We start from the raw sequence: 23,662 nt of genomic DNA, 5'->3' as shown, positions 1-23,662 counted from the left end.
TACCGCTTAAATCCTAGATCAAGGGCTCTAAACCGCGTTAAACGGGTGTTTCCACGAGTAAAGCATCCACACGCTGGAAGCCACGTGGCAATTTGTTGCCACGGCGACCCCGCTCCCCCTTGTAGTGTTCAAGGTCGTCAGGGCGCAGCGACAACGTGCGCTTGCCCGCCTGGAGCACCAGGGTAGAACCTTCAGGGATTACCGCGATGTCGGTTACGTACTCTTCGCGACTGGCCACCCGCTCCCCTGGAATACCAATGATCTTGTTGCCCTTGCCTTTGCCCAACTGCGGCAGATCGCTGATCTTGAACACCAACAGACGCCCCTCGGTGGTCACCGACGCCAGCCAGTTGCTGTCGCGATTGTCCACCGGACGCGGCAGAATCACCTTGGCGTTGTTCGGCAGGCTCAACAGCGCTTTGCCCGCCTTGTTCTTGGCCTGCAGGTCTTCACCCTTGACCACGAAACCGTAGCCGGCATCGGATGCGATCACGTACAGCGAGTCATCATCGGGCAGCAGCACACACTCGAAACTCGCCCCCGGCGGCGGCGTCAGACGCCCGGTCAGCGGCTCGCCCTGCCCGCGTGCAGACGGCAAGGTGTGGGCCGGCACCGAATAACTGCGTCCCGTTGAGTCGATAAACACCGCAAACTGGTTCGAACGCCCGGCCGCAGCGGTCTTGAAGCCATCGCCAGCCTTGTAGGACAGGCCGGTCGCGTCGATATCATGACCCTTGGCCGAACGAACCCAACCCTTTTCCGACAGAACGACGGTAATTTTCTCGTTAGGCAACAGCTCGGTTTCTGTCAGGGCTTTGGCCTCGGCGCGCTCGACAATCGGCGAACGGCGGTCGTCGCCATAGGTTTCGGCGTCCTTGATCAGCTCGCTGCGCACCAGCTTCTTGAGCTTGGCTTCGCTGCCCAGCAGCGCTTGCAGTTTGGCCTGTTCCTTGAGCAGCGCATCCTGTTCGTCGCGCAGCTTCATTTCTTCCAGACGCGCCAACTGGCGCAAGCGGGTGTCGAGGATGTAGTCGGCCTGGATCTCGCTCAGTTCGAAACGCGCGATCAGCTCGGCTTTCGGGTGCTCGGCGGTACGGATGATATGGATCACTTCATCCAGGTTGAGGTAGGCAATCAGCAAACCGTCCAACAGGTGCAGGCGACGCTCGACCTTGTCCAGGCGAAATTGCAGACGGCGGCGCACGGTCTGGATGCGGAACTCCAGCCACTCCACCAGCAGGTTGCGCAGGTTCTTCAACTGCGGCTTGCCGTCCAGGCCGATGATGTTGACGTTGACCCGGTAGCTGGACTCCAGGTCGGTGCTGGCGAACAGATGCTGCATCAACACTTCGTGGTCGACCCGGCTGTTGGTCGGGATGATCACGATGCGGCAGGGGTTTTCGTGGTCGGACTCGTCACGCAGGTCAGCCACCTGCGGCAGTTTCGACGGTTTGGCCTGCATCAGCGCGGCAATCTGCTCCAGCACCTTGGCCCCGGAGACCTGATGCGGCAGCGCGGTGACAATAATGTCGCCATCTTCGATGTGGTATACGGCGCGCATGCGTACAGAGCCCTTGCCGGTCTCGTACATTTTCAGCAGGTCGGCGCGCGGCGTGATGATTTCCGCTTCGGTCGGGTAGTCCGGGCCCTGGATATGCTCGCACAGCTGCTCAACCGTGGCTTTGGGCTCGTCGAGCAGGCGCACGCACGCGGTGGCGACTTCGCGCAGGTTGTGCGGCGGCACGTCAGTGGCCATGCCGACCGCGATGCCGGTGGTGCCATTGAGCAGGATATTCGGCAAACGTGCCGGCAACACCAGCGGTTCGTCGAGGGTGCCGTCAAAGTTCGGCCCCCAGTTCGCCGTGCCCTGGCCCAACTCGCTGAGCAGCACTTCGGAATAACGCGACAAGCGCGCTTCGGTATAACGCATGGCCGCGAAGGACTTGGGATCATCCGGCGCACCCCAGTTGCCCTGCCCGTCCACCAGCGTGTAGCGGTAGCTGAATGGCTGGGCCATCAACACCATCGCTTCATAGCACGCCGAGTCGCCGTGGGGGTGGAACTTGCCGAGCACGTCACCGACGGTACGCGCCGACTTCTTGTGCTTGGAATCGGCGTCCAGGCCCAACTCACTCATGGCGTAGATGATGCGCCGCTGCACGGGCTTGAGGCCGTCGCCGATATGCGGCAAGGCCCGGTCCATGATCACGTACATGGAGTAGTTGAGGTAGGCATTTTCGGTGAAGTCAGCCAGCGATCGGCGTTCTACGCCATCTAAGCTGTCTGCGAGGATGTCACTCATGCGGGCCTCATCATGGTTTGGTAACGCGCGGTGGCAAGACCACTGCGCCGGGTCAATTCAAGTGTTTGGTGGTTCATGGCTGGGCACTCCAGCCACCGGCCGGGGCAGCAAAACGGTAGACCACCGGGCGTTTTTCACCATCGGCGCGCGGGCCGAAGTTGTTGTCGATGCCCAACCAGGCACCGTCTTCGTCAATCACCAGGGCTTCGGCCAGGCCATAGGGCTGGGCGTAGCGCCGCTCAGGCTTGAGGGTTTCGTCGGCAAACGACCAGCACAGCTCGACCTTGGCCGTGACCGGGTCACGCCGGCAAATCTGGAAGGCATTACGCTCAAGGGTGAACAGCTTGCCCTTGAACAATGCCAGGTCGGCAAAATCCCTCGACACCGCCTTCGCATTGGTGAACTGGGCCGGCTGAACTTCCTGGCCGGCTTCGCTGAGCAACACGCAGGCACCGTCACAATCCCACAGGCTGTGCGGGCGCTTGATGGAAATCAGCCCGCGCCGCTCGCGCTCGGCGGCGAGCCAGATCTGGTTGCCCTCGGGGTTTACCGCCAGGCCTTCAAACAGCGCATTGAAGTGCAGCAACATGCCGCTGGCCCGTGCTTCGCGCACCATGCGCGGAGCGATCTGCAGCCACTGCGGCGCGCCGTCCACTGGCACCTGCAGCACCGCCGCATGGGCTTCGCTGACGATGTAACGGTTACCTGCGGCATCGCAGCTGATGCCTTCAAAATCCAGGTCGCCGCCGCGAATGAACGACGCCGCCGTGGTGCGCGAGCGCAAGCCCCACGGCAAACCGGACTCGGGCACCGGTGGCACCTCGATCTTTACCGTTTCGGCTTGCCACACCGGCGCGCTGATATCCAGGCGATAGATCTGTTCATCGTCGCGGTCGGACACCGTCCATAAATCCTTGCCGCACAGCGCCAGGCCCGACAGGTTACCGCCACGCATGCCGTCCACGGCGTGCTCGGACACCAGCTTGAGCTCCGCCACGGGAGCGGCCACTGTGTCGGTGGCCACCAGAGCGCTCACCATCAGGATCGCCAGGACGATGCCTGTGCGCATCAGCCCAACACCTCGGCCAGGTTGCCTTTGGATTCCAGCCAGGCTTTGCGATCCGGCGCGCGTTTCTTGGCCAGCAGCATGTCCATCATTTCCGACGTACCGGCGAAATCTTCCAGGGTCAACTGCACCAGGCGCCGGGTGTTGGGGTCCATGGTGGTTTCGCGCAATTGCGGCGGGTTCATTTCGCCCAGGCCCTTGAATCGCGTGACCTGTGGCTTGCCGCGTTTCTTCTCGGCCACCAGGCGGTCGAGGATGCCGTCACGCTCGGCTTCGTCCAGGGCGTAGAAAATCTCCTTGCCCAGGTCAATGCGGTACAGCGGCGGCATGGCGACGTAAACGTGACCGGCATCCACCAGCGGGCGGAAGTGCTGCACGAACAGCGCGCACAGCAGGGTGGCGATGTGCAAGCCGTCGGAGTCAGCGTCGGCGAGGATGCAGATCTTGCCGTAGCGCAACTGGCTCATGTCCGCCGCGCCGGGGTCAACGCCGATGGCCACGGCGATGTTGTGCACTTCCTGGCTGGCCAGGACTTCGCTGCCATCGACTTCCCAAGTGTTGAGGATCTTGCCGCGCAACGGCAGGATCGCCTGAAACTCCTTGTCCCGCGCCTGCTTGGCGGAACCGCCGGCAGAGTCACCCTCGACCAGGAACAGCTCGGAGCGCATCGGGTCCTGCCCGGCGCAGTCGGCCAGTTTGCCAGGCAGTGCCGGGCCCTGGGTGATGCGCTTGCGCTCGACCTTCTTGCTCGCCTTGAGGCGACGGCCGGCGTTGTTGATCGCCAGTTCGGCCAGGGCCAGGCCCAGCTCCGGATGCGCATTGAGCCACAGGCTGAAGGCGTCCTTGACCACACCGGAGACAAACGCCGCCGCCTCGCGGGACGACAGGCGCTCTTTGGTCTGGCCGGAGAACTGCGGCTCCTGCATTTTCATCGACAGCACGAATGCGATGCGCTCCCACACGTCTTCCGGCGCCAGCTTCACACCGCGCGGCAGCAGACTGCGGTATTCGCAGAATTCGCGCATGGCATCCAGCAAACCCTGACGCAACCCGTTGACGTGGGTGCCGCCCTGAGCCGTGGGGATCAGGTTGACGTAGCTTTCCTGCACACTGTCGCCGCCTTCGGGCAGCCACAGCAGCGCCCAGTCGACGGCTTCTTTATTACCGGCCAGGCTGCCGCAGAATGGCTCGTTGGGCAGACGTTCGAAGTCGCTGACGGAGTCTTCGAGGTAGGAACGCAGGCCGTCCTCGTAATGCCACTCGACTTTTTCGCCGGTGCCTTTGTCTTCAAAGATGACCAGCAGGCCCGGACACAGCACGGCCTTGGCCTTGAGCACGTGTTTGAGGCGACTGATGGAAAATTTCGGCGAATCGAAGTATTTGGGGTCCGGCGCGAAGTACACGCTGGTGCCGGTGTTGCGCTTGCCGACAGTGCCGACCACTTGCAGGTCGGTGGCCTTGTAGCCATCGGCAAAGGTCATCTCGTACTCGTTGCCGTCACGCTTGACCTTGACCCTGACCTGCGTGGACAGGGCGTTGACCACTGAAATACCCACGCCGTGCAGGCCACCGGAGAACTGGTAGTTCTTGTTGGAGAACTTGCCGCCGGCGTGCAGCTTGGTGAGGATCAGCTCGACGCCCGATACGCCCTCTTCCGGGTGAATGTCCACCGGCATGCCGCGGCCGTCATCGGACACTTCAAGGGAATGGTCAGCGTGGAGAATCACATGCACCGATTTGGCGTGCCCGGCCAAGGCTTCGTCGACGCTGTTGTCGATGACTTCCTGGGCGAGGTGGTTCGGCCGACTGGTGTCGGTGTACATGCCGGGGCGTTTGCGCACCGGGTCGAGGCCCGAGAGGACTTCGATGGCGTCTGCGTTATAAGAGCTAGCGCTGGGAGTGGCCATGGGGTCTCGTCTAGAGTCTTGCGATTAAAAAGTACCCTGGGATTTCACAATGCGCTGAAATCGAAGGATTGATACTGATCTGCGCCAATGCCGGCAAAGCTGAGCAAGGCTGGCAATTGTCGGGCAAAGCCCTGGTAACCATGGTCGCCGCCGGCCTGGATGCGCAAGGCACAGGCACGGTAGTACTGCTGGGCGAGGCGATAATCCAGGGTTTCATCTCCGGTCTGCAACCACACCTGATAACGCGCGGCGTCCTGGGGCGCCGGCACTTCCAGTTCGGCCAGCGCCGTGACGTGGTCGTGGGTCAGTTCCCAGGTTTCATCGGTATAGAGGTTCTTCTGGGTGCCCAGGTAACCGTCGAACATCCGATGAGGGCTGACCGCAGGGTTGACCAGCAGCGCCTTGAGGCCATGGCGCTGCGCGAGATGGGTTGCATAGTAGCCGCCGAGTGAGCTGCCGACCAGCAATGGCCGCCCCAGTTGCGCAATGGCCTCTTCCAATTGAGGAATCGCCTTGCGCGGATGGTGATGCAGGGCCGGCACGCGCAATTGGTCGGCCAGGCCAAGGCTGTCCATCACGGTCGTCAGCTGGCTGGCCTTGTTGGAAACCGGCGCGCTGTTGAAACCGTGGATATACAAGATCGAAGCGGACATGCCGGGGCTCTCCGTGACTCAGCCAAAGAGGCGCAGTTTACAGGGAATATGGGCAAACGAGGATCGAATGTCGGGAGCCAGCCCCCTCCCACATTTGTTTGGTGTTTGCAGCTTTTAATAGCCGTTGCTGCCGTAGTCGACAGTAAAAGCAAAGTCTGGGACACGCTCCACCCCGGTCTCCAACCGCCCGTCGGCATGCAGGCGCAGCCAACGGTAGCCCGGCGCCTGCTCGCTGACCGCAAAATCCTCGCTGCCCGGCGCGAACTGGATGCAGGTGGACGGCGATGCCAGCAGACGCACGCCGTTGCGCACTTGATCGATCTCCTGATGCACATGCCCCCACAGCACCGCCCTGACCTGGGGAAAGCGATCGAGCACGGCAAACAATGCTTCCGGATTGCGCAAACCAATGGGCTCCATCCACGCGCAGCCGATGGGCACCGGATGATGGTGAAAACACACCAGATGATATTGATCAGGCGCCTCGCTCAAGGCCTGGGCCAGCAGTTGCAGTTGCTGGTCCTCCAGGTAGCCCGGCACCGAGCCGGGCACGGCGGAATCGAGCAGAGTGATGCGCCAGTTGCCGACATCGACTACCGGTTCCAGCAGGTCGCTGTTGACGGCGGCCACGCTCATGACCTGCGGTTCATCGTGGTTTCCGGGAATCCAGCGCGTCGGTGCGCCAAGCGGCGCGGTCATCTCGCGAAACTGCTGATACGACGCCAGCGTGCCGTCCTGGGACAAATCTCCCGTGGCCAACACCAGATCGACACAGGGCTGCTGCTCACGCACGAGGGCAACCACCCGGTGCAGGCTGTCACGGGTATTCATGCCCAGCAGGGTGGCATCGCCCTCGGCAAACAGATGGCTGTCGGACAACTGCACCAGCAAGGCAGCGTCAGGGTTCACAGTGGGTACGCGGGGCAAGGCGCTCTCCCTGGCAATCACGGTAAATGAAGATGGGTGGCGATTATGCTCAAGCGCGGTCTAGCGCACCACTTCGAACTCATGGCCCAGGGCCAGGCAATGGCTCAACCATTCGCCGAGGAACACATTGAGCTGTGCTTTCTCATCGGGCTGGTGCATGAACACATTCGGGTAGGGATAGATGCTGCGAAAACGCCGCGCATGTTCGGCACTGATCACTTCGGCCATGCGCGCATCGTGATACACCTGCACTTCCAGTTGCGGCACCGGCAGCCACGGCAGGCTGTGCTCCTGGCGCACCCGCAGGGTGGTGGTGTAGGGGCAGTTGACGATGACTTCCAGGGCCAGCACGCCGAGCATCTGGTCGCCATGGGTCACCCCGATGCGCCGCGCCTCGGGGGCGTGGCGCATGTCGGGAAGCAGGCACATCAGCCGCGCATAGTTGGCCTCGCAGGCCGCTTGCAGCCCGATCAGGTCAACGCGATAGCGTTCCCGTGCCTTTACTGCCATAACCCCCTCACTTCCGCGCGGTTAAGCGCGAGCCACTGCAGGGCGATAATGCTGGCTGCGTTGGAAATTCTGCCGTCGCGCACGGCTTGCAGGGCATCTTCGAACGCCCACACCGTGACGCGGATATCTTCTGCCTCTTCTTCCAATCCATGGACGCCGCCGGCCCCCGCGCTGTCGCAACGACCCAGGAACAGGTGCACAAATTCGGTACTGCCACCGGGCGACGGAAAATATTTGGTGATCGGCCACAGCGCGGAGAACGTCAGCCCAGCTTCCTCCTCGGCTTCGCGGTGTGCAACCTCCTCCGGCTCTTCGTCCTTGTCGATCAGCCCGGCGACCATTTCCACCAGCCACGGGTTATCGGTGCGCCCCATGGCGCCGACGCGGAACTGCTCGATCAACACCACTTCATCGCGTTGCGGGTCGTAGGGCAGCACGCAGACTGCGTCGTGACGCACGAACACCTCGCGGTTGATCACTCGGCTCATGCCGCCATCGAATTTTTCGTGGCGCAGTTGCACGCGGTCGAGTTTGTAGAAGCCTTTATAAGCATTGTCGCGCTGAACGATTTCGATTGTGCTCGGCGTCGATTTCGCAATATCCGTCATGTCCCATCCTCGATAAGCCTGCGCAATGGGCGCCATCCTAACGCGCTCCTGCCCTCGGATGCAGCCCCTTTCCAGTTGCCGGGATAGACGGCTGGCGTCAAACTCACTCTAATCAGCTTAGTGGCGAACTGACTGCCTTGCCGGTAGTCGAAGCTCCACGAATTTCGCTCTTATCGACGGAAGAAGACCATACATGTCGCTCTTGAAAATCGCCTCCGTGGCGTGTATCGCATTGACCCTCGGCGCATGCCAGAGCCTGTTCCAACCCGCGTGGCGCACGCCTCTTGAAGCCACCCGCGACGCCAGCGAGCAAAGCAAGCCGGGGTGCGCCAGCGCCGATTGCCCACTGGTGAATATCGACACCGTACATTTCGCCAAGGAGCCCAAGCTGGACGCGCTGATCGAACAGCACCTGCTGGAGATGGCTCAAACCAACGCCAGCGACCCGCTGCCGACCAGCCTGGACACTTATCGCGAGCAGTTCCTGAAGACCGCCGCCCCGCGCAACAGCATGTACTTGCAGGCCAAGGTACGCGAGCAGCATGACGGCTTGGTGATCATCGAGCTGTCCAGCTACCTGGACCAGGGTGCCACCCACGGTGAGCCCGGCCGCGCCTTCATCAACTATTCGCGCCAGCAGCAAAAGGCCCTCTCGCTCACCGACATGCTGTTGCCCGGCAAGGAAGAGGCCTTCTGGAAAGCTGCCCAGGTGGCGCACAACAGCTGGCTGATCAGCACCCGCCTGAGCCTGGAGCCGGAGTTCGTGAAGAAGTATCCCTTCCAGAAAACCCCGAACGTGGCGCTGACCTACGGCGGTGTGATCCTCAAGTACCCCACCAGCACCATCGCGCCGTACGCCTTGGGCCACGTCGAGTTGCAGATCCCCTACTCGCGCCTGGAAGGCATCCTCAAGCCTGAGCTGGTGCCTGCGCGCCGCTGAAGGCGCGAGCCAGGACAAATTGCAACGCACCTGCCAGCACCAGCGCCGGCAGGGTCGCGCCTATGTCCGGATACAGGTTGGCCAGCAGGTGGTAAGTGGCGATGCCCCCCAGCCAGGCCACCAATGCCGGCCAGCGCAGGCCGACAACCACCCCCTGGCCGCGACGGCGCAGGATGAAATGATCCACTAGCACCACGCCAAACAGCGGCGCAAACACCGAGCCGATCAGCAGCAGGAAGTTCTGGTACTGGGCCAACGGCGCGACGCAGGCGATCAAGGTGCAGACCACCCCGATGGCCAGCGCCAGGTGTTCGACCTTCAAGCGCACCAGCATCGCGCTGGACACCGCCGCCGAGTGAATATCGGCAAACGCGTTTTCCGACTCGTCCAACAGAATCAGTAGCAGCGGAATGCCAAGACCCGCCCCGGCCAGCGCCAACAGCAAGGCATTCACCTCACCGCTCGGCGCGAACGCCAGGGTGTAGGCCACGCCCAGGCTCATCAGCCAGACATTGCCGATAAAGAACCCCAGCGCCGTGCCACCGAATACGCTCTTCGCGTGTTTGCCGAAGCGTGAGTAATCGGCAATCAACGGCAGCCAGGACAACGGCATGGCGATGGCGATATCAAAGCCCACCGCAAACGGCAGCGAGCCGTCACCAGGCCGAGCCCAGAGTGCGGCAAGATCGGCCTTGGCAAGCAGGTTCCAGGTCAGCCACAGACAGGCGCCGAGCAGCAGCCAGATACCCCACTTGCGCAGGATCTGGCGCACGAAGGTCAACGGGCCGCTCACCGCCAGCAACGTCGCCAGGCCGCCGAAGAACAGGGTCCACAGCAGCGGGCTGGCGAACACACTGCCGTCGCTGAATGCCCGCGTGCCCAGCAGGCTGGCGGCGTCGCGCATCACGATGATTTCGAAGGAGCCCCAGCCGATCAACTGCAACAGGTTGAGCAGCGCCGGCAGACTCGCCCCCCTGCTGCCAAGGCTGAGCTTGAGCGCGGCCATCGCGGACAGGCCGGTGTCGCTGCCGATCACACCGACCGCAGCCAGCAGCAACACGCCGACCAGTGTGCCGAGGAAGATCGCCAGCAATGAGCCCGACAGGCCCAGGCCAGGCGCCAATAAGGCGCCGGTCTGCAGGACCATCAGGCCGATGCCGAGGGAGAACCACAGGGAAAACAGGTCGCGGGCACCGAAGACGCGGTTGTCGCTCGGCACCGCGTTATCCGGGGAGTAAGTACTCGGTTGTATGTTCAAGGGTGTTATCTCTGAGGGGCACTGGTTGTTAGAAAGACTGCTTTCGCGAGCCCGCTCCCACATTTGGAATGCATTTCAAATGTGGGAGCGGGCTCGCGCGCGAAGAGGCCGGTACAGACACCTATAATCCCAATCAGACCTTTTTATACAGCTGACTGCCTTCCTGTTTGAACCGCTGCGCCTGCTCCGCCAACCCTTTGGCCACGTCCACATCCACCGCTTCAATGCGTTGGTTGGCCGCGTACTCGCGCACTTCGTGAGTCACCTTCATCGAGCAGAACTTCGGTCCACACATCGAGCAGAAGTGCGCGACCTTGGCCGATTCCTTGGGCAAGGTCTCGTCATGGAAGGCCCGCGCGGTGTCCGGGTCCAGGCCGAGGTTGAACTGGTCTTCCCAGCGAAACTCGAAGCGCGCCTTGCTCAACGCGTTGTCGCGAATCTGCGCGCCCGGATGGCCCTTGGCCAAATCCGCCGCGTGCGCCGCGATCTTGTAGGTGATGATCCCGGTTTTCACGTCATCCTTGTTCGGCAGGCCCAGGTGTTCCTTGGGCGTGACGTAGCAGAGCATGGCGCAGCCGAACCAGCCGATCATCGCCGCGCCGATGCCGGACGTGATGTGGTCGTAGCCCGGCGCAATGTCGGTGGTCAACGGGCCCAGGGTGTAAAACGGTGCCTCGTCGCAGCATTCGAGCTGTTTGTCCATGTTCTCCTTGATCAGCTGCATCGGCACGTGGCCGGGGCCTTCGATCATGGTTTGCACGTCGTGCTTCCAGGCGATTTTGGTCAGCTCGCCGAGGGTTTCCAACTCGCCGAATTGCGCGGCGTCGTTGGCGTCGGCCACCGAGCCCGGGCGCAGACCGTCGCCCAGGGAGAAGCTGACGTCGTAGGCCTTCATGATTTCGCAGATTTCTTCGAAGTGCGTGTAGGCGAAGTTTTCCTTGTGGTGCGCCAGGCACCACTTGGCCATGATCGCCCCGCCCCGGCTGACGATGCCGGTGACCCGGTTGGCGGTCAGCGGCACATAGCGCAGCAGCACGCCGGCGTGGATGGTGAAGTAATCGACGCCCTGCTCGGCCTGTTCGATCAGGGTGTCGCGGAACAGCTCCCAGGTCAGCTCCTCGGCCATGCCGTCGACTTTTTCCAGGGCCTGATAGATCGGTACGGTGCCGATCGGCACCGGCGAGTTGCGGATGATCCACTCGCGGGTTTCGTGAATATGCTTGCCGGTGGACAAGTCCATGATGTTGTCCGAACCCCAGCGAATGCCCCAGGTCATCTTCGCCACTTCTTCCTCGATGGACGAGCCGAGGGCGCTGTTGCCGATATTGCCGTTGATCTTCACCAGGAAGTTACGGCCGATGATCATCGGTTCCAGTTCGGTGTGGTTGATGTTGGCCGGGATGATCGCGCGGCCGCGGGCGATTTCCTCGCGCACGAACTCAGGGGTGATGATCTTCGGAATGCTCGCGCCAAAGCTGTGCCCGGCGTGCTGCTGCTTGAGCAGTCCGGCCGCGCGGGCTTCTTCGAGCTTCATGTTTTCGCGGATGGCGACGTATTCCATCTCCGGCGTGATGATGCCTTTGCGCGCGTAGTGCATCTGGCTGACGTTGGCGCCGGCCTTGGCGCGGCGCGGGTTCTGCAGGTGGGCGAAGCGCAGGTAGGCAAGCTCCGGGTTATCCAGGCGCTCCTGGCCATAGCGTGAACTCAGGCAGCTCAGGCGCTCGGTGTCGCCACGTTCTTCGATCCACGGCGAGCGCACGTCGGCCAGGCCTTTGCGCACGTCGATGATGACAGTGGGGTCGGTGTAAGGGCCGGACGTGTCGTAGACCACCACCGGTGCGTTGATTTCGCCGCCGAATTCGGTGGGCGTCACGTCCAGGCTGATCTGGCGCATGGGCACGCGGATATCGGGGCGCGAGCCCTGCACGTAGATCTTTTGCGAGCGGGTAAACGGCTGCACGGAGCCGGAGTCGACCTTGGCCGATTCACTCAGGTGCACGGCATTTTTTGATTTTTGGCTTTTTAGTTCGGTACTCATCACGGGCTCTCCAACTTATCCAGGCGGTGGATTGTTGTCGGAGCGAACCTGGGACGGATGGACGCACTGATGGCAGTGCTGTGCTTTGTGCACGAGGGCGTTCGATGGTCGAACAGCATCCCGGACGAAGCACAAGAGGACTCGCCGGGTGACGAGAAATCTTGTTCCCTACGCAGGCGTTAACCTGATCAGGTTCAACGGGATCCGGTATTTACCGATCTCAGCCTTCCAACAAGGCACCCCGACAAGAACGTGGCCAGTCTAGACCATGGCGTGGGCAAATTGCCAATAACGGTGGGTCAAGCGTGATGAATGGCGTAATTGCAGGATTGTTGTGCCGAGGTCGCGCCACTACACTCCAGAGCGGCCTCAAGGCTTGACGCTCTAAAAGCGCCACCGTAGCCTTGGGCGATTAATTATCAGCGTAATATTCATTCAGGGATCGCCTCATGCTGCGCAAACTCTCACTGGCCCTTGCCGTGTCTTGTGCGACCAACGGACTGGTCTGGGCAGCTGAAGCGCCCTTGTCCGTCAATACCGATCTGGTCAGCGTCTACCAGGAGGCGATGAACAACAACGCCGACCTGGCCGCCGCTCGCGCTCAATATGGCGCGCAAAAGGAAGTGGTGCCCCAGGCCCGCGCCGGCTTGCTGCCCAACCTCTCGGCCGGCGCCGACAGCAACAATGTGCGCACCCAGATCGACCAGCCAGCGGCCACTGTCAACCGTGATGCCCACTCCTGGCGCGCGACGTTGAGCCAGCCACTGTTTCGCGCCGACCGCTGGTTCCAGCTGCAGGCCGCCCATGCGGTCAACGAGCAGGCCTCGCTGCAACTCTCGGCAACCGAGCAGAACCTGATTCTGCAAAGCGCCGAAAGCTACTTCGCGGTGCTGCGCGCCCAGGACAACCTGGCCTCGACCAAGGCCGAAGAAAATGCCTTCAAGCGTCAGTTGGACCAGTCCAACGAGCGCTTCGACGTGGGCCTGTCGGACAAGACCGACGTGTTGCAATCCCAGGCCAGCTACGACACCGCGCGCGCCAACCGCATCCTCGCCCAGCGCCAGGTGGACGATGCCTTCGAGGCGCTGATCACCCTCACCAACCGCCAGTACAACGCCATCCAGGGCATCGTCCACAGCCTGCCGGTGTTGCCGCCAGCGCCAAACGACGCCAAGGCCTGGGTCGAAACCGCCGGCCGTCAGAACCTCAACCTGCTGGCCAGCAACTACGCCGTCACCGCCGCCGAAGAAACCCTGCGCCAGCGCAAGGCCGGCCACTTGCCCACGCTCGATGCGGTGGCGCAGTACGAAAAAGGTGACAACGACGCGCTGGGCTTCAGCAATCCGAACCAATTGCCTATTCCTTACGGCGGCGACGTGTCCCAGCGTACCGTCGGCCTGCGCCTGAATATCCCGCTCTACAGCGGCGGCCTTACCAGTTCGCAGGTACGCGAGTCCTACTCGCGCCTGGACCAGTCCGAACAACAGCGCGAAGGCCTGCGCCGCCAGGTGGTGGAAAACACCCGCAACCTGCACCGCGCGGTGAACACCGATGTGGAGCAGGTGCAGGCGCGCCGCCAGTCGATCATCTCCAACCAGAGCGCGGTGGAAGCCACGGAAATCGGTTACCAGGTGGGGACGCGCAATATCGTCGACGTGCTGGACTCGCAGCGCCAGCTCTATGCGTCGGTGCGCAACTACAACAACAGCCGCTATGACTACATTCTCGACAATCTGCGATTGAAGCAGGCAGCCGGCACCTTGAACCCAGGTGACCTGCAGGACCTGACCCGTTACCTCAAGGCCGACTACAACCCGGATCGCGACTTCCTGCCACCGGACCTGGCCAAAGCCGCCGCCGAACAGCTCAAGGCCCGCCCCGGGTCCTGACAACCCTCCCACAGTTTTATCGGTGCTGTGTCAGTTGATCAGCCGGCCAAGGCCATCCAGCAAACGCTGCAACGCGCCCTGGTTGGCCTGCATCACCTTGAGCCCCGCCTGCGCCATGCGGCGGGCATCCTGCGGCAACTCGAACAACTGCCGCACAGCCTCGGCCAACCCCTCTGCATCATCCACCTCACGCAACGCCCCGGCCTCGCGCATCATCGCGCTGATCTCCAGAAAGTTGAACAGGTGCGGTCCCATGATCACCGGCAACCCCAACGCCGCCGGTTCAAGCGGATTATGCCCGCCGGTCGCTACCAGGCTGCCGCCGACAAAAGCGCTGTCGGCCAATGCATAGAGAAACAGCAGCTCGCCCATGGTATCGCCGAGCAACACGGCGGTTTGCGCCGTGACGGGCTCGTCGCTGGACCGGCGCACCGTGGCAAAACCCTGCTGCTCGCACAGCTCGAACATCGGGCCGAAGCGTTCCTGATGGCGCGGCACCAGAATCAGCAGCGCATTGGGATAGCTCTCGAGCAACTGACGATGAGCCGCGAGTACCACCGCATCCTCGCCTTCGTGGGTGCTGGCGGCGATCCATACCGGGCGCTGCGTGGCGCCCCATTGTTCACGCAGGGCCGCAGCGCGTGCCGGCAATTGCGGGTCGATGCTCAGGTCGAACTTGATCGAGCCGGTGACCTGCACCGTATTCGCTCGCGCGCCCAGGCGTCGGAAGCGTTCGGCTTCGGTGTGCGTCTGCACGGCCAACAGGCTCATCTCGGCCAGCATCGGCGCGGTGAGTCTGGCAAACCGGGCGTAGCCCCTGGCCGAGCGCGCCGACAGTCGCGCATTGGCCAACGCCACCGGAATGCCGCGCCGGGCGCAGGCGTGGATATGGTTGGGCCACAATTCGGTTTCCATGATGACAGCGAGCCTGGGCTGCACGCGATCAAGAAAGCGCTTTGCCGCGCACGGCACGTCATAGGGCAGGTAGCAATGCTGGATGCGCGGCTCATTGGCAAACAGCGCCTGGATACGCTCGGAACCGGTCGGCGTCATGCAGGTGACTGTGATCGGCAACTGCGGATAACGCTCCAGCAGCCCGCGAACCATGGGCGCTGCGGCAATGCTTTCGCCCACCGACACGGCATGCACCCAGATCCCGCCGGGCTGCATCGCCGGCAAGCCGAGGGAAAACCGCTCGCCCACGCGCTGTGCATAGGCCGGTGCCTTGCGTGCACGCCGCCACAGACGTAAAGCCACCAACGGCAGCGCCAGGTAAAACAGACAGCTGTAGAGAGTTCTATTCATGGCGGCGGAGTTTATCGGCTTTTTCAATAGTCAGCCTATAGAATGCCCATCCTGATAACGCCGCACGCCGAGGACTGCCCCATGAATCCCGCCTATTACTACCTGGCTATCGCCATCTGCTCGGAAGTGATCGCCACCGTGTCCATGAAAGCTATCAAGGGCTGGAGTACGCCGATCCCGCTGCTGCTGGTGATCGTGGGGTATGGCGTGGCGTTCTGGATGCTCACCCTGGTGGTGCGCACGGTGCCGGTGGGCGTGGCGTATGCCGTGTGGGCCGGAATGGGCATTGTGATGGTGAGCATCGCCGCGTTGTTTATCTACGGGCAGAAGCTCGATGTGCCGGCGATGCTGGGGATGGGCTTGATTGTGCTGGGCGTGGTGGTGATCCAGCTGTTCTCGAAAACCGCCGGGCACTGACCGCCACGCAACAGCCTGTATACTGCGCCCCTTGTCTTGAACACTGAGGTCGCCCATGCCATCCGATATTTCCACCGACGTCCTGATTGTCGGCGCCGGGGTTGCCGGCCTCTGGCTGAATGCGCGTCTGCGCCGCCAGGGCTTTTCCACGGTGGTGGTGGAAAGCGCCACCCTGGGCGGCGGGCAGAGTGTGAAATCCCAGGGGATCATTCATGGGGGTGCGAAATACGCACTGCACGGCGCGCTGACCGGCGCCTCCGAGGCAATTGCCGACATGCCGCGCCGCTGGCGCGAAGCCCTGGCCGGCAGCGGCGAGCTGGATTTGTCAGGCGTGCGCCTGCTGTCCGAGGCTCACTACCTGTGGTCCCCCGGCACCCTGGCCGGTAACCTCACCAGCTTTTTCGCCAGCAAGGCCGTGCGCGGCCGGGTCGATCAGGTCAAGGGCGACGCGTTGCCACCGGCCCTGCAGGACCGCCGCTTCAAGGGCAAGGTCTATCGCCTGGCGGAACTGGTCGTCGACGTGCCCAGCCTGATCGAACGCCTGGCGCAACTGGCCGGTGACGGTCTGCTTGCCGGGCAACGCGTTGAGCCGCTGCTGGAAGGCAATGCGCTGGTGGGCCTGACGGTGGATGGCCGCCACATCCGCGCCCAGCGCATCGTGCTGAGCGCTGGCGGCGGCACCGCCGAGCTGCTCAAGGCCCTGGGCCTGAGCGCACCGGCCATGCAAAAACGCCCGCTGCACATGATCATCGCCAAAGGCCCTGGCCTTAAACCGTTGTACGCCCACTGCCTGGGCGGCGGCACCAAGCCGCGCATCACCATCACCACCCACCCGGCCGCCGACGGCAATTGGGTGTGGTACATGGGCGGCGATATCGCCGAGGCCGACGGCGTGACACGCACCCCACAGGAACAGATCGCCACGGCGCAAAAAGAGCTTTCGCAACTGCTGCCGTGGATCGACATGAGCCAGACCCGGTGGGCCACCCTGCGCGTCGACCGTGCCGAGCCACTGCAGTCCGGCCTGGTGCGCCCCGACAACGCCTTCCTCGCCGAAGAGGGGCGCCTGCTGGTGGGCTGGCCGACCAAACTGGCGCTGGCGCCTGACTTCGCTGATCGCGTCATCAACAGCCTCGAACGTGACGGCATCCGCCCCACCGCCGGCGAGCCGCTGCCCGCCCTGCCAAAACCTGCCATCGGCGTACCCGCCTGGGAGCAACTGTTGCCATGAGCCTGCCAACCCTGCACGACCTGCACCGCCCCCTCGGCAGCACCGGCCTGCTGGTCTCGCCACTGGGCCTGGGCACCGTCAAACTCGGCCGCGACCAGGGCGTGAAGTACCCCCACGGCTTCCAGATTCCCAATGACGAAGAGGCGCGCATGTTGTTGCGCCAGGCCCGCCAGCTGGGCATCAACCTGATCGACACTGCGCCGGCCTATGGCTTGAGCGAGGAGCGCCTGGGGCCATTGCTGCGTGATCAGCGCAAGGACTGGGTGATCGTGAGCAAGGTCGGCGAAGAGTTCGAGAACGGCGCATCCCGCCACGACTTCAGCGCCGCCCACACACGCCTGTCCATCGAACGCAGCCTGAAACGCCTTGAAACGGATTTTATCGACCTGGTGCTGGTGCATTCTGACGGCAATGACCTGCACATCCTCAACGACGGCGAAGTGTATGAGACCCTGGCCGCGCTGAAAAAAGAGGGCAAGATTCGCGGTTTCGGTTTCTCCGGCAAAACCGTCGAAGGGGGCATCAAGTCCCTGGAACAGGGGGATTGCGCGATGGTCACTTACAACCTGAACGAACAATCCGAGAAAGCCGTCATTGATTATGCAGCGGCCCACGGCAAGGGCATTCTGGTGAAAAAAGCCCTGGCCAGCGGGCATGCGTGCCTTGCGCCTGGAATGGATCCAATTCGTGCCAGTTTCATGTTGTTGTTTGCGCAAACGGGCGTCGCCAGTGCTATTGTCGGGACCATTAATCCGCTGCACCTGGCCCATAACGTGGCGACCGCTGCCCAGGTCATTCGTCAACTCTGATGCCGCCGACGCGGCCGACCCTGTCGCAAGAAGGAGCCGACATGCCGCGAACGCTCATAAGAAAGAATCCGAGTAATTTCAAGACCCTGCCGCTGCACGTCGAAGCCAGCCCCGAAGGCCTGAGCTACCAGAGCGTCGGCATGCCGCTCAACTTTGCGCAGACCCTGCAACGGCGCAAGCCGGTAGAGGTGGCCGACCCCGAGCGCTTCGCTCTGGAGCTGGCCAACCTGGGCGTGTCGGTGCGCCTGACGCTGCACTGGCAAAACAGGGACTATTGGGTGCTGGTGCGCCAGCGGCGCCAGGACCGTGGCGATGTGGTACTCAAGCTCATCTCAGGTTACGTGCCCGCCCATGAGCTGAATCTGCCGCTGCACACCGCCATCCAGGAAATCGCCGAGGAATGCCTGCTGGAAACACCGGAGGGCTGGCTCGGCGGACGCTTCAACGACACCTGGCTGCCGGCGCCCTACTCCGCCGCCCTGCACTATCGCGAAGCGCTACCGTTCCGCTTGAGCCCGCTTTCCGGCGCGGCCCGCCCGGTGCGCTGCGCGACCATGCAGCTGATCGAGCGCCCACGGGCCTATGTGCACTTGCCCACGGCCTCGCTGCAATTGATCTACGACCTGCGCCTGGAAGTGCCCAAGGAGGCCAAGTCCCTGAGCCTGTTCCATGTGGACGAGCGCCTGGAAGGCGATCAACTGGTCGCGCGCCTGGACCGTCAACGCCCGGACCTGTACCTGATGCCGCTCAAGGACGGCCAGCCGTTGGCCGAGCTCTACACCTTGAAAAAAGACCAGTTGTCCCCGGCCAGCACTCGGGGCCTGTACCTGGCGGAAAGCTTCGCCCAACAGGACGGCTGGCTGGTACGCGACGAGCGGATTCGCTGGAAGGACTGGCTGCGCCAGCAAGGTCTGGCAGAGCCGGAAAAGGAATCCAAACTCAAGCGCTTGGCCAAACGAGTGCTGCGCAAGATGGTGCCAAAGAAAAAATAAGGTGAGAGCCCCCGCCAGTTCTCCGACTTGGCGCACTCGCCCAGCAAACTGAAGCCTCTGTGGCGGTGCGACTTGCCCGCGGAAGCGGTGGGTCAGTCGACCTCAATGGTTGCTGGGCCGACGCCTTCGCGGGCAAGCCCGCTCCCACATTTGATCGCGTTCACACTCACCCATACCGGTCGGCTCTAAGGCCGCCGCGCTTTTGCTTTTGATCTGAGGCGCCCCGTCAAACACGCTGGCCGAGCCTGAGCGAGGTGCCGAGTGTTGGGGCAATGAAAAGTCGCACCGCTCGTTGCTTTGAGCATCACGCTGTGGCGAGCAGGCTTGTCCTGCGTTGGGCTTCGCAGCAGCCCCACAACCAGGCGCCGAGCCGTATCAGGTACACCACGTTTTGCTGGATTGGGGGGCGCTTCGCCCCCCCAACGCGGGGCAAGCCCGCTCGCCACAACAAGCCCGCTGGCCACAGGGATTGCGGTCAGGCGTTGAGCAAGCGCTCCAGGCCCACCTTGAGCGGGGTCGGTTCGGGCAGTTTGAAGCTGGTCAGCAACCGCTGGTTATTCGCTCGCGAATGGCGAATGTCCCCGGAGCGCGCGGGGCCATAGGTGACTGTCGGCAACGTGCCCACCACCTGCTCAAGCGCCTGCAACACCTGCTTGAGCGTGGTGGTGCGGTTCCATCCCACGTTTATCGCACCCAACGGCGCTTGCGGCGCTTCGATGGCCTGCACCAGCACCTCCACCAGGTCTTCCACGTACATGAAATCACGGGTTTGCTCGCCATCGCCAAACACGGCAATCGGCGCGCCCGTTTGCGCGCGTTCGCTGAAGATACTGATCACCCCGGAGTACGGCGATGACGGATCCTGGCGCGGCCCGAACACGTTGAAGAAGCGGAAGATCACCGGCTCCAGGCCATGCTGGCGGCGGTAGAAGTCAAAGTAATGTTCACCGGCCAGCTTGTCCGAGGCATAGGGCGTCAGCGGCGCCTTGGTGGTCTCTTCGTCAATCGAAGCACCCTCGCCGTTGTTGCCGTACACCGCCGCGCTGGAGGCAAACACCACGCGCTTCACCCCGGCCTTGCGCATGGCTTCGCAGACATTCAGCGTGCCGACAAAATTGCTCTGGTGCGTGCCCACCGGGTCGTCCACCGAAGCCTGCACCGAGGCCACTGCGGCCAAGTGCACCACAGCGCTTACGCCAACGGCGGCCTGGGCGACCTGCTCGGCGTCGGCCACATCGCCTTCCAGCAGTTGCAACCGTGGGTTGTCCAGCGGCAGGTTGCTGCGTTTGCCGGTGGACAGATTATCCAGCACCCGCACCGCGTAGCCCTTGGCGAGCAACGCATCGACCAGGTGCGAGCCGATAAAACCCGCGCCGCCGGTAATCAATACGCAAGCGTCACTCATGGCTGCGGATCTTCTCGACGATGGCGGTGGTCGAGCTGTTCTCGACCAGGCCCAGCACTTTAACCTTGCCGCCATAGGCACTGACGATATCGGCACCCACGACCTGATCGACCGAATAGTCGCCGCCCTTGACCAGCACATCCGGCTTGACCTGGGCCAACAGGTTTTCCGGGGTGCCTTCCGAGAAGCTGATCACCCAGTCCACCGCACCCAGGCCGGCCAGCACGGCCATGCGCCGGTCGACGCTATTGATCGGCCGGCCCGGGCCTTTGAGACGGCTGACAGAGGCATCGTCGTTCACCGCAACAATCAGACGGTCGCCCTGGGCGCGCGCCTGCTCAAGGTAGGTCACGTGACCGGCGTGCAGGATGTCGAAACAGCCGTTGGTGAACACGATGCTTTCGTTGTGCGCGCGCGCGTCATCGATGGCCAGCAGCAATTGCTCGATGGTCAGCACGCCACGCTCGGAGCCTTCGGAGCGCTGGATGGCGCGGCGCAGCTCAGGTGCGCTGATCGCCGCCGTACCCAGTTTACCGACCACGATGCCGGCCGCCAGGTTGGCCAGGGCCACCGCGTGGGGCAATTCTTCGCCGGCGGCAATGGACGCCGCCAGGGTGGAAATCACCGTGTCGCCTGCGCCGGTGACGTCGAACACTTCACGGGCTCGCGCGGGCAAGTGCATGGCCGGATGGTGGGGGCGCAGCAGGGTCATGCCGTGCTCGCCACGAGTCACCAGCAAGGCCCCCAGGTCGAGGTCGGCCATCAGCGCCGCGCCCTTGGTCACCAGGTCGTGTTCATCGACGCATCCGCCAACAATGGCTTCGAACTCGCTCAGGTTCGGCGTGATCAGGCTGGCCCCCCGATAGATCGAGAAGTCCTTGCCCTTGGGATCGGCCAATACCGGGATGCCCCTGGCCTTGGCGGCCTGTATCAGCATCTGGTGGTTCTGCAACGCGCCTTTGCCGTAGTCGGAGAGCACCAGCACCTTGATACCCTCGAGCAGCGCCTCGACCTGACCGCTAAGGGCCAGGGCGTCGGTGGCGAAGGGTTCTTCGAAATCGATACGCAGCAATTGCTGATGACGGCTCATCACGCGCAGTTTGACGGTGGTCGGCTGATGGGCAATGCGCTGGAACAGCGCACGCACCCCGGCACCGCGCAGGCTGTTGGCCAGGCTGTCGGCGGCTTCGTCGTCGCCGGTCACGCCTACAAGGGAGGCCGGGGCGCCGAGGGCGGCAATATTGAGGGCAACGTTGGCAGCGCCGCCCGGACGGTCTTCGATTTGCTCGACCTTGACCACCGGCACCGGCGCCTCAGGGGAAATCCGTGAGGTTCCGCCATGCCAGTAACGGTCGAGCATGACATCGCCGACCACCAAGACAGGGGCTTGATCGAATCGCGGCATGGACAACTTCATGGAGCAACCCACTACAAAATGAACAGGGGCGCGATATTAGCACAGGGTTACAGGCTGCTTGTGCGGCAGTGAATTCACCCGCAAGCAAAACACGCCTTACACAGTAGCCCTGTATGCCCCCGTCGAATCAGGTGATGTCGGCCGACACTGGCGCATCCAGGCCCATGGCATGCAGGCGGGCATAGTAGCCGTTCTGCACGAGCAGCTCGCCGTGAGTGCCACGCTCGACAATGCGGCCGTCGTCCATCACCAGGATCAGATCGGCCTTCTCGATGGTGGACAGGCGGTGCGCGATCACCAGGGTGGTGCGGCCTTGCATGACCTTGTCCAGCGCCGCCTGAATATGGCGCTCGGACTCGGTGTCGAGGGCCGAGGTGGCCTCATCGAGAATCAGCAGCGGCGAATTTTTCAGCAGCGCCCGGGCAATCGCCAGGCGCTGGCGTTGGCCACCGGACAGCAGCACGCCGTTTTCACCGACCTGGGTGTCGAAGCCCTTGGGTAACTGGTCGATGAAGTCCTTGGCATTGGCATCCGCAGCGGCTGCCTCGACATCTGCCCGTGGCGCGCCGGCCAGGTCGCCATAGGCAATGTTGTTGGTCACGGTGTCGCTGAACAGGGTCACATGCTGGGTGACCTGCGCGATGTGCTTGCGCAGGTTGAGCAGCTTGTAGTCTTCGATCTCCACGCCGTCGAGCAGGATCTCGCCGCTTTCGTGGTGATAGAAACGCGGGATCAGGCTGGCCAATGTGGATTTGCCACTGCCCGAACGACCGACCAGGGCAATCATCTGCCCAGGCTCGGCGGTAAAGCTGATGTCCTTGAGCACATGGCGTTCGGTGCCGGGGTAGGTGAAGTTCAGGTTGCGCACTTCCAGACGACCGCTGACCTTGTCACGCTCAATGGAGCCTTGGTCGATTTCGACGTCTTCGTCCAGCTGTTCGAAAATGCTCTCGGCGCCTGCCACACCCTTCTGGATGGTGGAGCTGACTTCCGACAGTTGGCGAATCGGCTTGGGCAACAGGCCGGCCAGGGTGATGTAGGCCACCATGTCGCCCGCCGATGCATCACCACGCAGGTACAGCACGAGGAACATCAACACGGCCATGGCGGTGTAGATCACCAGTTGCAGGGCCGGGGTGTAGATGGCGCCGGTGCGGGTCATGCGCAACTGCTTGTCGGTGTTGCTCTGGCTGGCCTTGAGGAAGCGCTTCTCCTCGTAGACTTCGCCGCCGAAGCTGCGCACCACACGGTAGCCCTGGATGGTTTCCGAGGCCACGTGGGTGACGTCGCCCATGGCCACCTGGATCTTCTTGCTCTGCTTGCGAAATTTCTTGCTGGCCGTGCTCACCATCACCGCGATCAGCGGCAGGATGGCGATCATCACCAGCGTCAGGCGCCAGTTCATGTAGAGCAGCGAGGCAAACAGGAAAATCACCGTCATGCCTTCGCGGATCACCACCTTGATCGCATCGGTGGCAGCCCCCGTGACCATGGTCACGTTGAAGGTGATGCGGGAAATCAGGTGCCCTGAGTTGTGATTGTCGAAATAACGGTTGGGCAGGGTCAGCAGGTTGTTGAACAGCTGTACCCGCAGGTCATGGACCAGGCCCAGGGACACCTTGGCCAGCAGGTAGTTGCCCAGGAACGAACCCAGGCCCTGCCACGCCGCGATCAGGATGATCAGCAGCGGCACGGCCTGCAGCAACTGCAGGTCGCGCAGGAACGGTACGCTGGGGAACAGCACCGCTTCGGGGTTGGACAGGCCGTCGACGAAGTACTTGAGGATGTACCCCAGCATCGGCTGGGTCGACGCGAAAATCAGAAATCCGAGAATACTCAGTGCAAACAGTCCCGCGTAGGGCCTGACGTAGCTGAGTAGACGGAAGTATATTTTCAAGCTCGAAGGGCTTGCGCTCGGACTGGAATCGGTCATAACACGCGGCGTTTTGAAAAAGGAGGCTGACTTTAGCACAGCTTCTCTGTTGTAC

At 62.8% G+C, this 23,662-nt stretch carries 19 protein-coding genes and 1 riboswitch; of the genes, 6 read left to right on the top strand and 13 right to left on the bottom strand.

Annotated features, from left to right (window positions below):
• Positions 1-37: 37 nt before the first annotated feature.
• From parC to TU75_RS06420, 7 genes are all read right to left on the bottom strand, one after another.
• Positions 38-2,302 carry a DNA topoisomerase IV subunit A gene (parC, locus tag TU75_RS06450; protein ID WP_003236276.1) on the bottom strand — a complete coding sequence of 755 codons (2,265 nt, stop codon included), beginning with the start codon at positions 2,300-2,302 and terminating at the stop codon, positions 38-40.
• A gap of 73 nt (positions 2,303-2,375) precedes the next feature.
• Entirely contained in the window at positions 2,376-3,371 is a 996-nt protein-coding gene (locus TU75_RS06445) for an esterase-like activity of phytase family protein (RefSeq protein ID WP_060548484.1), read from the bottom strand.
• Positions 3,371-5,275 (bottom strand): DNA topoisomerase IV subunit B, encoded by a 1,905-nt coding sequence (gene parE / locus TU75_RS06440; protein WP_003236280.1) that lies wholly within the window; start codon positions 5,273-5,275, stop codon positions 3,371-3,373. Before parE ends, TU75_RS06445 begins: the two co-directional genes overlap by 1 nt.
• Before the next feature lie 44 nt (positions 5,276-5,319).
• Positions 5,320-5,928 carry a YqiA/YcfP family alpha/beta fold hydrolase gene (locus tag TU75_RS06435; RefSeq protein WP_003236281.1) on the bottom strand — a complete coding sequence of 203 codons (609 nt, stop codon included), beginning with the start codon at positions 5,926-5,928 and terminating at the stop codon, positions 5,320-5,322.
• Between the two features lie 114 nt (positions 5,929-6,042).
• Positions 6,043-6,855, bottom strand: a complete 813-nt coding sequence (cpdA, locus tag TU75_RS06430; RefSeq protein ID WP_003236283.1) for a 3',5'-cyclic-AMP phosphodiesterase — start codon at positions 6,853-6,855, stop codon at positions 6,043-6,045.
• A gap of 60 nt (positions 6,856-6,915) precedes the next feature.
• The gene (locus tag TU75_RS06425) at positions 6,916-7,365 is read right to left on the bottom strand and encodes a DUF1249 domain-containing protein (RefSeq protein ID WP_060548483.1); all 450 of its coding nucleotides are present in this window, start codon (positions 7,363-7,365) and stop codon (positions 6,916-6,918) included.
• Positions 7,356-7,973, bottom strand: coding sequence for an NUDIX domain-containing protein (locus tag TU75_RS06420; RefSeq protein WP_003236285.1), 618 nt, complete (start codon positions 7,971-7,973; stop codon positions 7,356-7,358). Before TU75_RS06420 ends, TU75_RS06425 begins: the two co-directional genes overlap by 10 nt.
• Before the next feature lie 193 nt (positions 7,974-8,166).
• Between TU75_RS06420 and TU75_RS06415 the strand changes: the two genes are divergently transcribed.
• Entirely contained in the window at positions 8,167-8,913 is a 747-nt protein-coding gene (locus TU75_RS06415) for an RsiV family protein (protein WP_060548482.1), read from the top strand.
• Here TU75_RS06415 and cytX read toward each other — a convergent pair.
• Entirely contained in the window at positions 8,882-10,171 is a 1,290-nt protein-coding gene (gene cytX, locus TU75_RS06410) for a putative hydroxymethylpyrimidine transporter CytX (protein WP_060548481.1), read from the bottom strand. The two genes, TU75_RS06415 and cytX, sit on opposite strands and share 32 nt — an antisense overlap.
• A gap of 133 nt (positions 10,172-10,304) precedes the next feature.
• Complete coding sequence (gene thiC / locus TU75_RS06405; protein ID WP_003236291.1) at positions 10,305-12,209, bottom strand: phosphomethylpyrimidine synthase ThiC; 1,905 nt, start codon at positions 12,207-12,209, stop codon at positions 10,305-10,307.
• Between the two features lie 148 nt (positions 12,210-12,357).
• Positions 12,358-12,463, bottom strand: a riboswitch (TPP riboswitch).
• 195 nt (positions 12,464-12,658) lie between these two features.
• Between thiC and TU75_RS06400 the strand changes: the two genes are divergently transcribed.
• Positions 12,659-14,098 (top strand): TolC family outer membrane protein, encoded by a 1,440-nt coding sequence (locus tag TU75_RS06400; RefSeq protein WP_060548480.1) that lies wholly within the window; start codon positions 12,659-12,661, stop codon positions 14,096-14,098.
• Positions 14,099-14,128: 30 nt separating this feature from the next.
• On the opposite strand, the gene waaA is transcribed toward TU75_RS06400, so the two are convergent.
• Positions 14,129-15,403 (bottom strand): lipid IV(A) 3-deoxy-D-manno-octulosonic acid transferase, encoded by a 1,275-nt coding sequence (gene waaA / locus TU75_RS06395; RefSeq protein ID WP_060548479.1) that lies wholly within the window; start codon positions 15,401-15,403, stop codon positions 14,129-14,131.
• An 81-nt stretch (positions 15,404-15,484) separates the two neighbouring features.
• Between waaA and TU75_RS06390 the strand changes: the two genes are divergently transcribed.
• The 4 genes from TU75_RS06390 to TU75_RS06375 are packed head-to-tail and all read left to right on the top strand — an operon-like array spanning position 15,485 to position 18,852.
• Positions 15,485-15,820 carry a DMT family transporter gene (locus TU75_RS06390; protein ID WP_003236297.1) on the top strand — a complete coding sequence of 112 codons (336 nt, stop codon included), beginning with the start codon at positions 15,485-15,487 and terminating at the stop codon, positions 15,818-15,820.
• A 55-nt stretch (positions 15,821-15,875) separates the two neighbouring features.
• A complete protein-coding gene (locus TU75_RS06385; protein ID WP_060548478.1) occupies positions 15,876-17,051 on the top strand; it encodes an NAD(P)/FAD-dependent oxidoreductase in 1,176 nt (391 codons plus the stop codon).
• Positions 17,048-17,860, top strand: coding sequence for an aldo/keto reductase (locus tag TU75_RS06380; protein ID WP_060548477.1), 813 nt, complete (start codon positions 17,048-17,050; stop codon positions 17,858-17,860). The genes TU75_RS06385 and TU75_RS06380 overlap by 4 nt, the downstream gene beginning before the upstream one ends.
• Before the next feature lie 41 nt (positions 17,861-17,901).
• Complete coding sequence (locus tag TU75_RS06375) at positions 17,902-18,852, top strand: hypothetical protein (RefSeq protein ID WP_003236303.1); 951 nt, start codon at positions 17,902-17,904, stop codon at positions 18,850-18,852.
• 475 nt (positions 18,853-19,327) lie between these two features.
• On the opposite strand, the gene TU75_RS06370 is transcribed toward TU75_RS06375, so the two are convergent.
• The 3 genes from TU75_RS06370 to msbA form a co-directional block, all read right to left on the bottom strand.
• Positions 19,328-20,257: an NAD-dependent epimerase/dehydratase family protein gene (locus TU75_RS06370; protein WP_060548476.1), complete on the bottom strand. Its 930-nt coding sequence runs from the start codon at positions 20,255-20,257 to the stop codon at positions 19,328-19,330.
• Positions 20,250-21,674: a bifunctional D-glycero-beta-D-manno-heptose-7-phosphate kinase/D-glycero-beta-D-manno-heptose 1-phosphate adenylyltransferase HldE gene (hldE, locus tag TU75_RS06365; protein WP_060548475.1), complete on the bottom strand. Its 1,425-nt coding sequence runs from the start codon at positions 21,672-21,674 to the stop codon at positions 20,250-20,252. The genes TU75_RS06370 and hldE overlap by 8 nt, the downstream gene beginning before the upstream one ends.
• Before the next feature lie 127 nt (positions 21,675-21,801).
• Positions 21,802-23,607: a lipid A export permease/ATP-binding protein MsbA gene (gene msbA / locus TU75_RS06360; protein ID WP_003237182.1), complete on the bottom strand. Its 1,806-nt coding sequence runs from the start codon at positions 23,605-23,607 to the stop codon at positions 21,802-21,804.
• Positions 23,608-23,662: the final 55 nt, after the last annotated feature.

This window comes from Pseudomonas poae, from assembly GCF_001439785.1.
GTDB classification, from domain to species: Bacteria; Pseudomonadota; Gammaproteobacteria; order Pseudomonadales; family Pseudomonadaceae; genus Aquipseudomonas; species Aquipseudomonas poae.
This window is presented reverse-complemented; position numbering and strand designations above follow the sequence as displayed.

What these genes read in the sequence shown, in the direction of transcription:
- parC (WP_003236276.1), bottom strand. Translation starts at nt 2,302, where the DNA reads ATGAGTGACATCCTCGCAGACAGCTTAGATGGCGTAGAACGCCGATCG.
- TU75_RS06445 (WP_060548484.1), bottom strand. Translation starts at nt 3,371, where the DNA reads ATGCGCACAGGCATCGTCCTGGCGATCCTGATGGTGAGCGCTCTGGTG.
- parE (WP_003236280.1), bottom strand. Translation starts at nt 5,275, where the DNA reads ATGGCCACTCCCAGCGCTAGCTCTTATAACGCAGACGCCATCGAAGTC.
- TU75_RS06435 (WP_003236281.1), bottom strand. Translation starts at nt 5,928, where the DNA reads ATGTCCGCTTCGATCTTGTATATCCACGGTTTCAACAGCGCGCCGGTT.
- TU75_RS06425 (WP_060548483.1), bottom strand. Translation starts at nt 7,365, where the DNA reads ATGGCAGTAAAGGCACGGGAACGCTATCGCGTTGACCTGATCGGGCTG.
- TU75_RS06420 (WP_003236285.1), bottom strand. Translation starts at nt 7,973, where the DNA reads ATGACGGATATTGCGAAATCGACGCCGAGCACAATCGAAATCGTTCAG.
- TU75_RS06415 (WP_060548482.1), top strand. Translation starts at nt 8,167, where the DNA reads ATGTCGCTCTTGAAAATCGCCTCCGTGGCGTGTATCGCATTGACCCTC.
- thiC (WP_003236291.1), bottom strand. Translation starts at nt 12,209, where the DNA reads ATGAGTACCGAACTAAAAAGCCAAAAATCAAAAAATGCCGTGCACCTG.
- TU75_RS06400 (WP_060548480.1), top strand. Translation starts at nt 12,659, where the DNA reads ATGCTGCGCAAACTCTCACTGGCCCTTGCCGTGTCTTGTGCGACCAAC.
- waaA (WP_060548479.1), bottom strand. Translation starts at nt 15,403, where the DNA reads ATGAATAGAACTCTCTACAGCTGTCTGTTTTACCTGGCGCTGCCGTTG.
- TU75_RS06390 (WP_003236297.1), top strand. Translation starts at nt 15,485, where the DNA reads ATGAATCCCGCCTATTACTACCTGGCTATCGCCATCTGCTCGGAAGTG.
- TU75_RS06385 (WP_060548478.1), top strand. Translation starts at nt 15,876, where the DNA reads ATGCCATCCGATATTTCCACCGACGTCCTGATTGTCGGCGCCGGGGTT.
- TU75_RS06380 (WP_060548477.1), top strand. Translation starts at nt 17,048, where the DNA reads ATGAGCCTGCCAACCCTGCACGACCTGCACCGCCCCCTCGGCAGCACC.
- TU75_RS06375 (WP_003236303.1), top strand. Translation starts at nt 17,902, where the DNA reads ATGCCGCGAACGCTCATAAGAAAGAATCCGAGTAATTTCAAGACCCTG.
- TU75_RS06370 (WP_060548476.1), bottom strand. Translation starts at nt 20,257, where the DNA reads ATGAGTGACGCTTGCGTATTGATTACCGGCGGCGCGGGTTTTATCGGC.
- hldE (WP_060548475.1), bottom strand. Translation starts at nt 21,674, where the DNA reads ATGAAGTTGTCCATGCCGCGATTCGATCAAGCCCCTGTCTTGGTGGTC.
- msbA (WP_003237182.1), bottom strand. Translation starts at nt 23,607, where the DNA reads ATGACCGATTCCAGTCCGAGCGCAAGCCCTTCGAGCTTGAAAATATAC.